This is a genomic window from Leptonema illini DSM 21528, from assembly GCF_000243335.1.
Lineage (GTDB): Bacteria > Spirochaetota > Leptospiria > Leptospirales > Leptonemataceae > Leptonema > Leptonema illini.
Genome location: NZ_JH597773.1, coordinates 184,721 through 199,008, shown reverse-complemented (window position 1 = coordinate 199,008; position 14,288 = coordinate 184,721). Strand labels below are relative to the sequence as shown.

The window sequence follows — 14,288 nt, the reverse complement described above, 5'->3', positions numbered from 1 at the left end:
CTGAGGCTTGAGTTCGCTGAACTCAGGACGGAATTTGCTGATTTGAGATCGGATTTTTCTGATCTGCGTACGCAGGTCGCCGATTTTCGCACTGAAACAAAAACAGAGATTGCGGAGCTGCGAGGCGAGATGCGAACCGGTATCGCCGAATTGCGGGCCGAGCTACGGAGCGAAATGCAGACCGGTATGGCTGAATTACGGACTGAAATGCAGAGCAGTACTGCTGAGTTGCGAGCCGAAATGCAAAACAGTATTGCCGAGTTGCGAGCTGAAACGCAAGGCAGTATTGCCGGGTTGCGGGCTGACACACAGAACCGATTCGCTGAATTGCAGAGCGAAATGCTAAGAGGCTTCGTCAATGTGCAAAGAGAGTTTGCCGGCGTGCATAAAGAGATATCCTCTCAGACGAAGTGGATCTTAACCGGCCTGGCTCTTGCGGTCACTCTGTATCCCATCGTCAATCGTCTGTTGCTTCGACTCCTTCCCTGATGGAAGGAGTCGGAAGAAAACAACTGATTTCAATGCCGTAGAACTCGGGGCGACTATTCCGTAACGATAAGTATCTCGACGCGGCGGTTCTGTGCCCGCCCTTCTTCGGTATCGTTCGGAGCGACCGGCTTCGTTTCGCCGAAGCCCTTGTAGCTCATACGATCGCCGTTCAGGCCCTGCTCGACAAGGCGGTTGAGCACCGACTTCGCACGCCGCGTCGATAGATCGATATTATACTTCTTGCCGCCGGTGTTATCCGTATGCCCCTGAATGCGGATCTCTCGATTCGGGTATTTTTCAAGGATCTTCTTAACGGCCTCAAGCGTTTCGAGCGCCTCGGGACGCAGCTGATCGGAGTCGACATCAAAGAGGATGTTATTCAGATCAAGCACGACTCCCTGGTCCGTTTCTCGAACGGTAAGATTCTTTGCATCTTCCACTTCTTGCTTGATATCGGCCGTCATCGTTTTCTTTTCGTCGGGTGTGATGCGACGGATCTTCTCATACCATGATTTGATGCGATAGGCCGATTCGCGTTCCGTTCGGTCTTTCATGGTGAAGCGGTAGATGATCGTCTGCACATCATAAACGGGGATGCCATCCTCCTCTGAGAACCACATCTCATCGGTGGAGCGGCCCTGAATAATGGACACAGGTCCGTTGCCCGGAACGACCTTGTGATTTAATTCATAGACGAAGACGATCTTATGCGCCCGTCTTTCTTTACCGTAGTAGTCTTTTACGGTTTCGGGGCCGACGTATTTATACCGCACTTGCAGAGGAATCTTGATCTTCAGGCCGGGCAGATCGATCGTTTCCATGCCGGGCTCCTCCCAGACCTCACCGGGGGTCAGCGGGCGGGCGGGGAAGGAGGGCAGGCTGCGCAGGTTGGGCATGATATACCGATCGGGAACGTCGTATTGCCCGTTTTTGAGAATGCGAAAGCGGCTATGATAATCCCGATCTTTCTGGAAGGCGCCGCGCCCGGCCGGCATTCTGAAATAGGTCAGGAAGGTGCCTTCCATTGTGGCGCCGTTTTCGTCGGATTCTACGGCCTTGAGCACGATGCGGTTGCGCTCGTCTCGTCCGGCGCCGCTACGGCCGATGAGGATTTCCTGCTCTTTGCGAACGATGAGCACATCGTCTTTTTCGAGCTGCATCTGAAAGGCGCTTTTTGCCGGCGTATTCGGATCGACGCTGACAGGCTGTTCCTGTGGAAAAATTGCGGCGGGAAGAAAAAAAACGAGAGTGAGAAGCCTGATTCGCATGTCCTGAATATCGGTAAGCAAGAAAAAAGCTTAACGGAGCGTCCGGAGCGGGAAATGAATTGATAATCTGCGGTTTGCCCGGAAAATGACGACAGACATAAAACCCTGGAAGTAAGCAATGATCGTACTTGAATCCCTGGATCATATCTCTCTCGGTTCTTCGGATCTGAAGAAATCTATCGAATTCTACGTCGATGTTCTCGATTTTGAAGTCGCTGAAGAGACCGATCGCTTTGCCATCCTGCAGCTCGATCATTTCAGCCTGCGCCTCAATCATATCGATGGCTACGTTTGCCAGCAGGACAATCCCTCGGCCTTTTCGCTGTCGTTCATTGTCGACGTCGATGATTTTACCAATGCAATCTCTGAGCTTGAAGAGAAGAAGATTCAGATCGTGGTCGGCCCTGTCGTTATCGAAGGCGGCGAGTCGATGATCATCCGTGATCCTGGCGGTAACTGGATCGAACTCTTCTATAAAGAGTGATTCAAAGAAGGATGCCAGCAAGCCGATTTGCTTGTTAGCCCGAGAGCCCTGACGGCGACGCGAAGCTGCTAAAGGTTTCCAGTAAGAAGGCTCAACGGGCAATGCCCTTCAACAGAAAAAGGCCGGAATACACCGGCCTTTTGTCATGTACAGCGAGTTCGACGGATCAGGCCTGCGTATCGATATGAGCTCCCTGCACTTTGTAAACGGTCTGAGCATCGCCGGGCCGCACAGCAGAAGCAGCCTGATCTTCTTGCTGTCGCTGCCTGTTTGCCATGTCACTGCCGGGGATCGATGCCGGATTCTCGACGTTCGGGCCCTGCTTTAAAGGCCTGTACGATTCGGCGTTTCTCAATCCCAGTTCGGGGGATGTACGGATATCCATAAACCCAAATCTACCCTTTTTCTGCGCTGCTGTCAATAAAAAATGAATCCCTGACTCAAGTTTCGTCATGCTCAAGCCGAGTAAGGCCTGGATTCATCCTGACGGGCGGGCGCTTGGGTATTATGCCTCTTGACAGTCATCCGGTACGGAATGCCGTGCTCCTGATGCGAACCTACATGCAGGATGATTGTTTTGTCATAGAGCGCGATCTGCCCGATGCTGTGGGCGTTCGCAACATTCTGCCCTCGCTCGGCCCTTTCCGTAAAGGCCCTTTCTTAATCGATGGCGTCTTTATCGACTCGCACTGGAACAGCGATCTGAAATGGAAGGTGCTGCTTCCCATGCTTGAAGGCCTGCTGCCTCTTTTGCGCGAGAGCAGGGTGCGTCTTGCCGATGTCGGCTCGAATAACGGCTATTATCTCTTTCGTCTTGTCGACTGGATGCTCGGGCTTGATCCGACCTGGGCCGAAGGCGACAGGCTATGTACGGCCTTTGATCCGGTGGCCGATTTTGAAGCACAGTTTCGATTCCTGCACGGCCTGCTTCCGCATTATCCGCTTCGCTTTGAGAGGGCCGGATGGCAGAGCCTTTCGGAGCATGATGCCTTCGATATCGTGCTCTGTATGGGCGTTCTCTATCATCATACGGATCCGGCTGAGATGCTGCGCACGCTGCGATCTTCTTTGCGGAAAGGGGGGCGACTGATCCTTGAAACGATGGTCGTTCCGTCGCGCGAAGACGGCGTGCCATATGCCATCGTTCCGTCCGGGCGTTATGCGGGGGCAAAGGGCATCTGGTTTGTACCCGACGTGCATGCTCTGCTTGCTCTGATGCGTCGCACGGGATGGCAGAAGGTGGAGCTTGCCTCTGTGCGCTCCGCCATCGACGAACAGAAGCGCTTTGGCGACTTCCCTTCATTTCGCGAGATGCTTGATGAGAACGACATAACCCGAACCATCGAAGGATTGCCTGCGCCGCAGCGCGCCTTCGTTATCGCGCAAAAGTGATTGCCGCGTTGCAGGATGCAGGCATACAGGGGCCATGAGCGTGATCCGCAAGCCCGTCATCGGCGTCATCGGGCCGAACCAGCCCGTATGCAGCCGCGAGATCTATGACTTCGGTCTGCTGCTCGGTCGCCGTCTTGTCGATGACGGTTACATCGTCGCAAGCGGAGGCATGTTCGGCGTCATGGAGTCCGTATGCAGAGGGGCGCGCAATTCTCCGATGTATGTGACCGGTTCGACGATCGGCTTTATCCCTTCGGTCGACAAAAACGCCGCCAATCCGTTCTGCGATATCGTCGTGCCGACAGGCATGGGCCTTGCGCGCAACATCCTGCTCGTGAATACGTCTGATCTTCTTATCGCCGTCGGCGGCGGCGCCGGAACGCTGTCTGAGATCAGCTACGCCTGGCAGACGGGAAAGACGGTACTCTGCTGCACGCAGTTCTCGGGATGGTCGGCCGATCTTGCCGGTCGAGCGCTCGATGATCGCATGGAGCAGCTTCTCGTCGCCGTCAATTCAATGGAGCAGATCCGCGACGAACTGAAGAAGCGTTTTACGAGTGCGGGTGAATAGGCGGCCGCAGCCCGTGAATGAACTTGTCAGCACGGCCCGCTTTTCGAGCCTTGCACTGTGAGGATGTTCCAGTATTATAGATTCCTGAATGTGGCCGACGTGCCCGCTGCCGTGCAGTGGTTTCAGGAAGCGGCCGCCGAACTGAAAGGCACGGCTCTGATTGCTCCCGAAGGCATCAATCTTTCCTTTGCCGGCGAAGATGCGGCGATCGAGCGCTTTATGAGGCGCGTGCACGATGACGATTGTCCATGTCCTCCCGATCCGCGCGGAGTGAGCCGCTCTTTTCCCGTCGAGTTCATGCCGTATCGACGCCTGCGCATCAGAGAGCGCAGGGAGATCATCACCTTCAAGCAGGACATCGATACTTCGCTTAACGAAGGCCACTTTCTCACGCCGGCGGAATTCCATGAACGTATGCAGCGAGGCGAGGTGATTCCCGTCGACACACGCAATTTATACGAATCAAAGATCGGTACGTTTCGCGGAGCCGTGCTCTGGCCCATCGATACGTTTTCAGAGCTGCCCGATCATCTGGACGTCGTCGAGCCTCTGCGCGAGAAGGAGATCGTCACGTTCTGCACCGGAGGCGTGCGCTGTGAAAAGGTCGTTCCCTTTTTACGATCAAAAGGCTTTACGAAGGTATGGCAGATCAAAGGCGGTATACAGGATTATTTCGATCAATATCCCGACGGCTTCTGGGAGGGCGAATGCTTCGTCTTCGACGATCGCTATTCCATTCGCCCCGACGGATCGCAGGGAACGGCCCGGCCCTGTGCTCGGTGTCGCCAGCCCGTCTATAACGGCGCCTGCGTCTCCTGCGGGCACACCGAAGTAACGTCAGATTATACGCCCGCCGCCTGCGGTCTTGAGCCTGAAGAGATGGGCTGATTCGGTGGGTCAGCTCGATCTCTTTGCAGACGAGGCGCAGCTCGAACAGGCGATCAGAGCCCTGGCCGGCTCTTCGGACGCCTATCTGAAATTTCTTTCGCCTAACGATCTGGGCCTGACGGGATCACATCAGGCCGGCATCTATCTTTCACGCGAATCCGCTCCGCTCTTTCTCGAAGGAAAAACCGTCGAGAAAGGAGAGAACGTCGAACGAGAGGTGAGAATACGTTTTCGTGGTGGCAACGTGGCCGCCCGGTTTGTGTGGTACGGAAAGGCGAAAAGCGAGTGCCGTCTGACCCGCATCCTTCCTTTGTTTCGTCCTGATCCGGCCAGGCTTGAAGGGTCGCTGTTCATTCTTGCGGCGGTCCCTGACGATAGGCCCGATTCGTTATTTGAGAACGATTCCCTGTTTCAATGCTGGATCATCGAAAGCGAGGATGAGATCAGAGCTGTTCTTGATTTTCTCGGCATCACTCCTGCCGAAACGAATCAGCGCCTGCGCTTTGATCTGAACGAACGTCTGTTGCCCGAGTTTGAACGCCTCAATGCTTCAGTGAATGAGTTCCCGTCAGGCGGTGAGATCGCACGGCGCTCGCAGTCCGTTTACGAAAGGCTGTACGGAACCCTTGAAGAAGGCGTTGATGATATGCTTCTTCGATTGATAGAGATTGAGTATTCCCTTTTTCGCTATTTTGAAAGAAAGCATTACCAGCCTTTAATTGAAGAAGGATTCCAGCGTATCGACGATTTTCTCTCGCTCTCCCTGGAAATACACAATCGACGCAAGAGCAGGGCGGGAAATTCCCTTGAAATTCACCTTAAATATGTATTTGATCGCAGTCGTATCGCCTGCGCTCACGGTGTGATCACCTCTGATCAACGACGCCCGGATTTCCTCTTTCCCTCCCTTGATGCCTATGAGTCATACAGAGTGCGACATAGAGAAGCAGAGAATAACGTTTCGTCGTCAGATGCTGAGGGCGTTTTCTTTCTCGCAGCAAAGACCACATGCAAGGATCGATGGAGACAGATACTGACCGAAGCGCCGGGCGTGAATCGCCGTTATCTGTTTACCCTTCAACAGGCTATTTCGAAGGCACAGCTCGACGAGATGAGCGATGAGGGGGTAACGGTCGTTATGCCCGAAAGCTACAGACGAAAGTTTGATGCGCAGAATCGAGGGCGCATCATGTCGCTTGCCGAATTTATCGAGAAGTTGCGTCAGTCAGGCTGTGAGTCGCATGATAGCGCCGGATTATTCGGATAAACAGTCGTTCATAGCCTTCGATCACATGTTAACATGCGAGTTGCATCGTTTTTCACTTTTTTCTCGGTTTTCTTCTAAAAATGTCGTATACTGAAAAAAACAGGAAAGCGGTTGCAAAAATAAACCGTTGCTGTTAACGGGTTAATCAGAAATACAATCAGGTTGAATCTGATTAACCGAGGAGTTGTGATGGCAAGTTTCGTATACGATAAGAAAGAATCGAAGGGTAGCGGTCGACGTCAGTTCATTCTGAGTCGTTATGGCGTTCGATTTCATTTCGGCCATGCGACGGCTGATTTCAACGAGAAGATGATTAACGGATTTCAAAAGAAATGCGTTCAATGGCTCGATAGTCTCAGTCAGAAGGATGTCGATTTTTATCGAAACAACTATTACAAATCGACGGTTTACATCGGTCGAGCTCGAGTCGAAGGCGATGCAGCGAAGGGAAAACTGAAAAAGCCCTCTGTGAAGCCTGCGGCGAAGCCTGTAACAAAGAAAGCGGCCAAAAAAAAGGTAGCGAAGAAAGCAGCAAAGAAGAGCAAAAAAACGGCAAAGAAGTCGTCGAAAAAGAGCTCGAAGAAAGCAAAGCGTTGATAAAGAAGAGGCCCGACCTGTATATCAGGCAGGGCCTCTTTTATTTCCGAATCGGTCCGATCTTTCTCCTGACCGCCAAACCAATTGTTAACGTCGATACAACTTCAGCGAAGTTCCCAGTCCGCCTTCTCCCTTGCCGATACGAAGCTCGAGCCCGAGCAATCCCGCAGCTGCCTGAAAAAAGGAAAAGCCGTCTCCGGAAGGAGTCATGGATCCCGTTTTACGAATCAGGCCTTCACCGTCGTCTTCGATGATCAGTGAAACGACGTCTCTGTTCTCGGCGCTTTGAATGAGCAATCGGCGCCCTTCACTGTGCTCGATCGCATTGGCCACCGCCTCTGATATGAACCAGAGAAGAAGGCCCGCATCGTCACCAGAAATCAAGCGCGCTACATGGTCGGATTCTACTCGGAAATCCGGGTAGAGCGCGGTTTCTTTCAGTTGAGTTTCCAGCTGCGCTAAAAACGGACCGAGATCGGTGACTGTGGTTTTTTCACCAGCAAGACCGAGCAGATGAGGGACAAAACGAGTGCGTACGAGCAATGCTGCACGCTCTTCGTCAGCCATGGCATCGGACTGAGAAAGCAGCAGATCAGAGCTACGCTTTTCGATATAACGTCTGACCGACCTCAGTTGTTCGTTGGCGAGGGCGAGCGTTTGCACGGCGCGACGATCCTTTTCGTCATGATAGGCGGCGGCGACAAAGGGCAGAAGATGTTCGAGCAGCGCCATGTCGGTGCGCTCCGCCGAGATGTGCTGCTGCGTCGTCAGAGCGAGAATGCCCTCCGTATGCGAGCCAAGCACAAGAGGAAGCACGATCGTCGATTCAATGCCGTCTTTTGACGAGGCGAACATTTCCTGATATCGGCTGAAGTGAGTAGCGTCATCGTCTACAAAGCGCAGCGCTTCGGGTGCGGGCAGATCACAGGGTAGCTCGCCTTCCTTCTTATTCAGAATGACCGGTTTCTGCGACGCAAGGGCCTGACCGAAATACGTATCACCGAGGCGCAAGCGCGTGGCGGCGAAATCCAGAGACGGCGAGCAGTAGGTCGGAACAAGATCATCGTTCTCGTCGATAGAGTAGAAGATGATCCGATCTATGTTGATTTCACGTAGCACGTTCTCTTTAAGATAGTCGATTTTATCTTCGAAGCTCTCCTGGCGGGAAAGCGCTCGCGATGCCTCGGCCATGAGATGGCCTTCTTTGCGCGAGTTCTTTACCTGGACGCGCGCCTGTTCCAGTTCTGCGCGCAGTCCGTCGATGGTATCTTTCTTTTGCTGAATGACTCCAAGATAGTTCTCGATCTCCTGCTGCAGAGTCTGTATTTTCTCGCCAAGAGCGCCGATCTCTTCCTGCTTTTGATGAAAGAGTTCGTCTTTTTCGCGAAGAGAAAGCTTCTGCTTTTCAATGTTCACTTCAAGATCGGCCTGAAGGGCTTCCGCCGCCTGTAGAGAGCGCTTGAGCTTCTGCTCTTCCATATGGAAGTTTCGTATCTCTTCGTTTTTCGAACGGATGAGATCCTGGAGCTCCTTGTTCTCTGCCTGAGCGTCGGCAAGGCCCTGATGAATCGATTCGATCTGCTCGATGAGTTCGTTGTGGCGGCTGCGCGCCTCTTCGAGATCGTTTTCAAGTTGATGGGCTCTTTGCGTCTCTCTACTGAGCTGCTGTTCGAGCTTTTGAATCGTATCGTTTCGATGAGAGATTTCGGCGTTCTTCTGAGAGAGCTGCTGCTGCAGTTCTTCCTGAAGTCCGCGCCATTCGGCTGCTTTCGCAGCGGCATCGGAAAGCAGGCGCTCCTTCTCTGTGCGTCGCTCTTCTTTCTCTTTTTCAAGATTTCGATCAAGCTCGATGATGCGGTTTTCGTTCTGCCGCGCCTCTTTCTCCAGAGTATCGATGTGGCCTGTATGCTCTTGCTTCAGTTTTTCAAGTGTGTCGATACGCTGTGACGCCTCGGTCAGGAGCTGTTCGGTCGCCTGGAGCGTTTTTTCACGCTCGCGAATCGTTGCGTTCAATTCTTCTGACACGAGCAGACTTTCTTCTTCGATGCGAGCGATGCGTTCGTTGAGATGCTCGCGTTGCTTCTGGAATTCCTCGCGTTCGCGTTCCAGCGTCTGTAATGCGGCCTCATAGGACTCCTGAAGCTTGATGCCGCGTTCCTTCTGCTGTTGCATCTGTTCTTCGCGGTTTCGTATCTCGCCCTGAAGGCCGTCGATCAGCGAACGATGCGCCTCTTCGACTCGTTTTTTCTCCTCAGCGACCATCTCGGCCTTTCGCTCGGCCTGCTCATGCAGCTCTTGAATAGACTGTTCGAGCTTTGCGACATCGCGTCGATGTTCCTGGTTCAACGCTTCAACAACGAGCTCATGCTCGGCCTTGAGGTCGGCAAGATCGGCTCTGCGTTTTTCTTCAAGCTCGGCCAGCTCCTTCTGCCTTGCCGTCTGCGTTGCCGCATTCTCTTCTGCGTGTTTCTTCTTGAGGCCTTCGATGGCGACGGCATGTTCGTTATTCGCCCGTGATGAAGCCGCTTCATATTCTGCTGTCAGCGATCGAATGCGCTCTTCGTAGGATTGCTTCTGTTCGTCGATTTTATTGAGCAGTTCCTTTGTTCCGCTTTCAGAGAGAGATTTAATCTTCTTGATCTCTTCATCGCGTAGCTGGATCTCAAGGGTCAGTTCTTCGCGAAGCGCCTTCACCTCGGACTCACGCTTCTCTTCGAGCTTCTGACGCTCTTCGGCAAGCTCGCGCTGGCGTCGTTCTTCGGACTGCTGCAGTGCCTGCTCTGCCGTTCGTGTCTGCTCTTCCTTTTCGTGTCGATGTCGGTCGTTCAGTTGCGAGAGTTGCGACGCATGGTCGTTTTTCAGCGTCTGTAGCTCATCGGCAGCCTTCTTCTTGAGATCTGCGATTTCTTCGTCGCGCAGCTGGATTTCAAGGCTCAGCTCTTCGCGAAGTGCTCGGACGGCATCCTCTTTCGCCGATTCCAGCGTGCTTCGCTGTTCGGTGATCGCCGCCTCATGCCGCTTCTTTTCTGCCGCAAGCTCGCTCTGCGCGGATTCAAGCCGCTGACCGAGGTCGCGAACAGCAGCCTCCCGCTCTTCGACTAATTGCGAACGCAGAGTCGACAGCTCGCTCTGATGATCGTCGATGAGCTTCTGCCGCACTGTGTCGAGGCTTTCCTTTTCGCGAGCAAGCTCTTCGCGTTCATGGCGCAGCTCCGTCTGAATCCGTTCGAGCTCTTCGGTATGCCTTTTCTGAGATCTTGCTATCTCTTCGTCGCGAACCTGAATCTCGAGTTCCAGTTCTTCTCGTAAGGAGGAGAGACGCTTCTCGGCTTCACGGGCCTGTTCGGCAGCGGCGGTCTCTTTCGCCTTTGCAAGCTCCTGCTCGTGCCGCTCGTTGAGGGCCGATATCTCGCTTTGTAGTAAGGCGACCGTTTCGTCGTGGGCCGCCTGCATACGATGTGCCGTTTCGCGAAGCTCTTGAAACTCGGCGTCTTTTGCATAAAGGGCATCATCAAGTTTCTTTTTGTGCTTCGCATCAAGCTGCGTATGCATTTCGGCTATGCGTGCTTCATGCCGCGATTGTTCATGAGAGAGCAGGGCGGTCGTTCTGCGTATCTGGTATTCAAGGGCAAGCGCCGGCAGAACGATGGCGGCCAGGTCGAGGTCTTTCTTAACGGGATTGTTGCCCCGCTCATACAGCCAGAGCGTGAAAAGACGCTCCGTATCCGTCAGCTGAACGGGAATAGAAAGCCCTTTTGTCGGGCCTTCGGAGTGAATCACGATGTCGCGCACCGTATCGGCCGATTCAGGAAGCTCAAGGCCTGAAAGTGAGGCCTGAAGCCCTTCTACTGTGGAGTCGTCCGTATGCCATCCGCCTTCGTCGAGCAGGCCTTCGACGGCGAAGTTGCGATCGCTTCGCGAAAGAAACAGGATGCTATGAATTGAGAGATGCTTCTGCAAGGCCGGGAATATGGCTAACGCACGCTCCGATGCGTCGAAGCCCGTCTTTGCAAGGTCGCGAACGAGCAGCGCGGCGATATCGTCGCCGGACCGAATGGCGGCCGGCTCGACGGCCTTTTTCGTCGCCTTTTTCGCGACGGCTTCGATGACGGACTTCTTCGCTACTTCCTTCTTCGCGATTTCTTTCTTAGCCGCTTTTTTTGTGACCGCCGACTTTACGGCCTTCTTCGCCGCAGGTTTCGCCTCTTTGCCGGTGGCCTTTTTAGCGACCTCTTTCTTTGCCGCCTTTTTTGCCGTTTTCGTTTCTGTCTTTTTTGCCGATTTCGTAGCCATGGGATCGATCAATCCTTTGAATGCAGATTTTCTGTGTAGGATCTCTGGATAACGTCCAGAAAAGATCCGGGAAGAATGCTTTTTAGCGCGCTATAAAACGCTGCATCGGTGCCGACTCTGTAACGGGCGGGCAGTCGACGCCTGCGCATAAGCCGGACGATGGAGTCGGCGGCGCTTTCAGGAGAGGTTGCAAAGCGGCCATACTGTTTGATCTCGCGGCCGATCAGCCGATTGAGAAAACGATACGGAGAATGCTCGGCCTCAAGCGTGGCGTTTAACTTCATGTTCTCTTTGAAGTTCGTTTTGATGAGGCCCGGTTCGACCAGGCAGACTTCTATGCCGAAAGGCGCAAGTTCGTAGCGCATCGCCTCGGAGGCGGCCTCAAGAGCCCATTTCGATGAACAGTAGGCCGAGCCGGTCGGTATAACCATCTGCCCGAGGATGGAGCTGATGTTAACGATCCGGCCCGATTGCCGTTCGCGCATCGCAGGCAGATAATGGCGGATGATCCGTAACGGAGAGAAGAAGTTCGTTTCAAACTGAGCTCGCAGCTGCTCGTCGCTCAGCTCTTCAAATGGACCGTAAAGGCCGTAGCCGGCGTTATTGATCAGGACGTCGGGTGCCGGAAGATCTCTCAAAGCGGCAGAGAGCTCGTCGGCCCGGTCGATGTCGGCTGTGATAACATGCAGTCGTTCGGGTCGCTCCGCCTCGATGGCAGCGAGAGAGTGATCGAGTTTTTCTCTGTTACGCACCACGCCGAAAACGGACCAGCCTTCGCGCGCGAGCTGCAGCGACAGGTGGAAGCCGATTCCCGAGCTGATTCCCGTGATCAGTGCCGTTTTCACATCTCCTTTTCTGTCAGATTGTGCTGTGCGTCAACTCCCGACGCAAATCATAGATTTTTCTATGATAGCCCCGGCGTGCGGCCCTTGAATGCATTTTTTACTTTACTGGCAGGCCGGGGGGCTGCAGTCTGGCTCACCACTCGGGGGCTTAGCTCAGCTGGGAGAGCATCTGCCTTGCACGCAGAAGGTCATCGGTTCGATCCCGATAGCCTCCACAAAACTGGAATTTTTTTATACTCACGCCGTTTCGATAAAATAGACAGGAGCTCCGATGAAGAAGATCAAGCGGCATCTGAAAGAGCTCCTCGCCATCACCCTCAACACCCAACAGATTTCCTATATCGGCCGTGAGGCCGATCCGGCGTTTAACCTCGAAGAGGTGACCGGCTTTGGCGGTCATATCGTTATTCCAAGAAAAGTGGCCGCTGACGCCCTTGTTGAGTATTTCGATGATCGCGAACGCATCGTTCACCTGTGCAGCGTCCTTTTCCATTTGAATGGTCGCGGAGGAAGCGGCGGCATCATCGAGCTGAAAGGATTTCGTCCGCTACAGCTTGCCCTCGAAGAGGCCGGCTTCCGCTTTGATTCCGAGCTGCAACGTTTCGTACAGACCCAGGAAGGGCGCAAGACGGGCGACTGGGGGTATCTGAAAAACGACGAAGAGTATCGCCTGGCCTTTATGAGCATCGATGTCGTAGGCAGTTCCGAGCTTGTGCAGACGAATCTCAAGGTCGACATCGAGAATACGCTGCGCAGCTTTCGCCTGTGGATTCGTTCGATAATAGAAGCCGAGAACGGACGCCTCTGGTACTGGCATGGCGATGGCGGTCTGGCTGCCTACCTCGAAGAGGAGGGCGTAAGCGCCGCTCTTCGATCTGCTTTGAAAATAATCGCCCTGCTTCCCGTGTTCAACATCAGTCAGAACGAGCTGCGTTACGAGAACGATCTAAGAGTGCGAATCGGTATTCATTACGGAACGGCCCGCTATACCTCTGATACGGCGCGCATTCAGAGCGATGATATTAGCGAGACCATCAATATCGAACAGAAACACGGCGAACCGAATGCCGTCTTCGTTTCGGAATCAGCGTTCTTTCTCGCCTCTCCCGAGACAAAAAAATTCTTTACAGAGGATGGGCAGTACGGTCAGCTTCGACTGTACCGGAATATCCGGCTGTAATCATGGATATACTCATTGTTGATTCCGACGTCGGGGCGCGAAACGTCTATGCGGGTATTCTCAGCTCCATCTTTCCAGGTTTGAACATAAGGCATGCCGAGAATGCCGAATCGGGTCGCTCTCTGATCCAGAACGTATCGCCCGATCTGATCATTCTCGATTTCTTCAGCCTCGACCAGCCGTTTCTGTTCATGCAGGAGCTGACCGCTCCGGTGCGACCGTTCATCGTCATAGCGCGAAGCGACGAAGAACGCGTCATCGTCGAGTCGTTGAAGAACGGAGCGCTTGATTTCGTCGCCAAAAAGAACATCAAACTCGGATATCTGAAGCAGGTGCTGGCAAGGGCGCTTCTTGAGGTTCCGCGCTGGCAGCATATGCAGCGTGCTCTGAACGAAGGACCGAAGTATGCGCAGTATGAGAAGTTCAACGGCGATCTGCAGCGTTTTGTGCTCGAAATGGATACGGTCCAGGAACGAGGACGCGCCGGCCTTGATCTGATTCCGGGACGATCCTACAAACTGATCTTTCAATATTGCTCGGTTCGTTCGCCATCGGCCATTATTATGGACGACGAGGCGAAGCAGAACCATATGAATCTCATGCTGGACCGTCTGGGCGCCATCGTTTCGGCTCATGGCGGCATGGTCTGGACTCGAAAGACGAACGCGAATATTTGCATCTTCGCAGAAGAAGATGCTCAAAACGCATTCATCTCAGCTATTGAGGGGCAGACTGCGCTGATCGACCTATCGAGTCGCATGTACATTGAACGACCGACGGCGCTGTACGCTATGGATACGGGTCAGGTCGTCTATACAAAGGAACACGGCGAGCTGATTAGCGAGGCCATCAATCTCACGGCTCATATGGCCGAGAAATCCAGCTTCGAACGAGGCATTCTGCTGACCGATGCCTTGTTTCAGAAGCTTTCAAAGCGGGCACAGAAGTATTTCTTTCGAGTCGAGAAGCAGTTCGAAGGTCATCTGATCCATTCTTTCGAATATACGGCCTGAT

13 protein-coding genes and 1 tRNA gene are annotated in these 14,288 nt (G+C 53.6%); 10 read left to right on the top strand and 4 right to left on the bottom strand.

Going from position 1 to position 14,288, the window contains the following annotated elements; genetic code table 11:
- Positions 1–42: 42 nt before the first annotated feature.
- Positions 43–489: an apolipoprotein A1/A4/E family protein gene (locus tag LEPIL_RS00875; RefSeq protein WP_245826806.1), complete on the top strand. Its 447-nt coding sequence runs from the start codon at positions 43–45 to the stop codon at positions 487–489.
- Positions 490–542: 53 nt separating this feature from the next.
- Here LEPIL_RS00875 and LEPIL_RS00870 read toward each other — a convergent pair whose 3' ends face one another.
- A complete protein-coding gene (locus LEPIL_RS00870; protein WP_143464637.1) occupies positions 543–1,778 on the bottom strand; it encodes an OmpA family protein in 1,236 nt (411 codons plus the stop codon).
- 97 nt (positions 1,779–1,875) lie between these two features.
- Here LEPIL_RS00870 and LEPIL_RS00865 point away from each other — a divergent pair, with 97 nt between their 5' ends.
- Complete coding sequence (locus LEPIL_RS00865; protein WP_002769017.1) at positions 1,876–2,241, top strand: VOC family protein; 366 nt, start codon at positions 1,876–1,878, stop codon at positions 2,239–2,241.
- A gap of 166 nt (positions 2,242–2,407) precedes the next feature.
- Here the strand turns inward: LEPIL_RS00865 and LEPIL_RS00860 are convergent, their stop codons facing one another.
- Entirely contained in the window at positions 2,408–2,626 is a 219-nt protein-coding gene (locus tag LEPIL_RS00860; protein WP_002769015.1) for a hypothetical protein, read from the bottom strand.
- Positions 2,627–2,790: 164 nt separating this feature from the next.
- On the opposite strand from LEPIL_RS00860, the gene cmoB reads away from it, so the two are divergent.
- From cmoB to LEPIL_RS23745, 5 genes are all read left to right on the top strand, one after another.
- On the top strand, positions 2,791–3,633 hold the full coding sequence (gene cmoB, locus LEPIL_RS00855; protein WP_157135005.1) for a tRNA 5-methoxyuridine(34)/uridine 5-oxyacetic acid(34) synthase CmoB: 843 nt from the start codon (positions 2,791–2,793) through the stop codon (positions 3,631–3,633).
- A 34-nt stretch (positions 3,634–3,667) separates the two neighbouring features.
- Positions 3,668–4,204: a TIGR00725 family protein gene (locus LEPIL_RS00850; protein WP_002769012.1), complete on the top strand. Its 537-nt coding sequence runs from the start codon at positions 3,668–3,670 to the stop codon at positions 4,202–4,204.
- 63 nt (positions 4,205–4,267) lie between these two features.
- Positions 4,268–5,092 (top strand): oxygen-dependent tRNA uridine(34) hydroxylase TrhO, encoded by an 825-nt coding sequence (trhO, locus tag LEPIL_RS00845; protein ID WP_002769010.1) that lies wholly within the window; start codon positions 4,268–4,270, stop codon positions 5,090–5,092.
- A gap of 4 nt (positions 5,093–5,096) precedes the next feature.
- Positions 5,097–6,359, top strand: a complete 1,263-nt coding sequence (locus LEPIL_RS00840; protein ID WP_002769008.1) for a type II restriction endonuclease — start codon at positions 5,097–5,099, stop codon at positions 6,357–6,359.
- 189 nt (positions 6,360–6,548) lie between these two features.
- Positions 6,549–6,956 carry a hypothetical protein gene (locus tag LEPIL_RS23745; RefSeq protein ID WP_002769006.1) on the top strand — a complete coding sequence of 136 codons (408 nt, stop codon included), beginning with the start codon at positions 6,549–6,551 and terminating at the stop codon, positions 6,954–6,956.
- A gap of 87 nt (positions 6,957–7,043) precedes the next feature.
- Here LEPIL_RS23745 and LEPIL_RS00830 read toward each other — a convergent pair whose 3' ends face one another.
- Together LEPIL_RS00830 and LEPIL_RS00825 are read right to left on the bottom strand one after the other, a co-directional pair.
- The gene (locus LEPIL_RS00830; RefSeq protein ID WP_002769004.1) at positions 7,044–11,249 is read right to left on the bottom strand and encodes a hypothetical protein; all 4,206 of its coding nucleotides are present in this window, start codon (positions 11,247–11,249) and stop codon (positions 7,044–7,046) included.
- A gap of 8 nt (positions 11,250–11,257) precedes the next feature.
- Positions 11,258–12,094 (bottom strand): SDR family oxidoreductase, encoded by an 837-nt coding sequence (locus LEPIL_RS00825; protein WP_002769002.1) that lies wholly within the window; start codon positions 12,092–12,094, stop codon positions 11,258–11,260.
- A 142-nt stretch (positions 12,095–12,236) separates the two neighbouring features.
- Between LEPIL_RS00825 and LEPIL_RS00820 the strand changes: the two genes are divergently transcribed.
- From LEPIL_RS00820 to LEPIL_RS00810, 3 genes are all read left to right on the top strand, one after another.
- A tRNA-Ala gene (locus LEPIL_RS00820) sits at positions 12,237–12,309 on the top strand.
- Between the two features lie 56 nt (positions 12,310–12,365).
- Entirely contained in the window at positions 12,366–13,274 is a 909-nt protein-coding gene (locus tag LEPIL_RS00815) for an adenylate/guanylate cyclase domain-containing protein (RefSeq protein ID WP_002768999.1), read from the top strand.
- Between the two features lie 2 nt (positions 13,275–13,276).
- Positions 13,277–14,287, top strand: a complete 1,011-nt coding sequence (locus LEPIL_RS00810) for a response regulator (RefSeq protein WP_002768996.1) — start codon at positions 13,277–13,279, stop codon at positions 14,285–14,287.
- Position 14,288 lies beyond the last annotated feature (1 nt).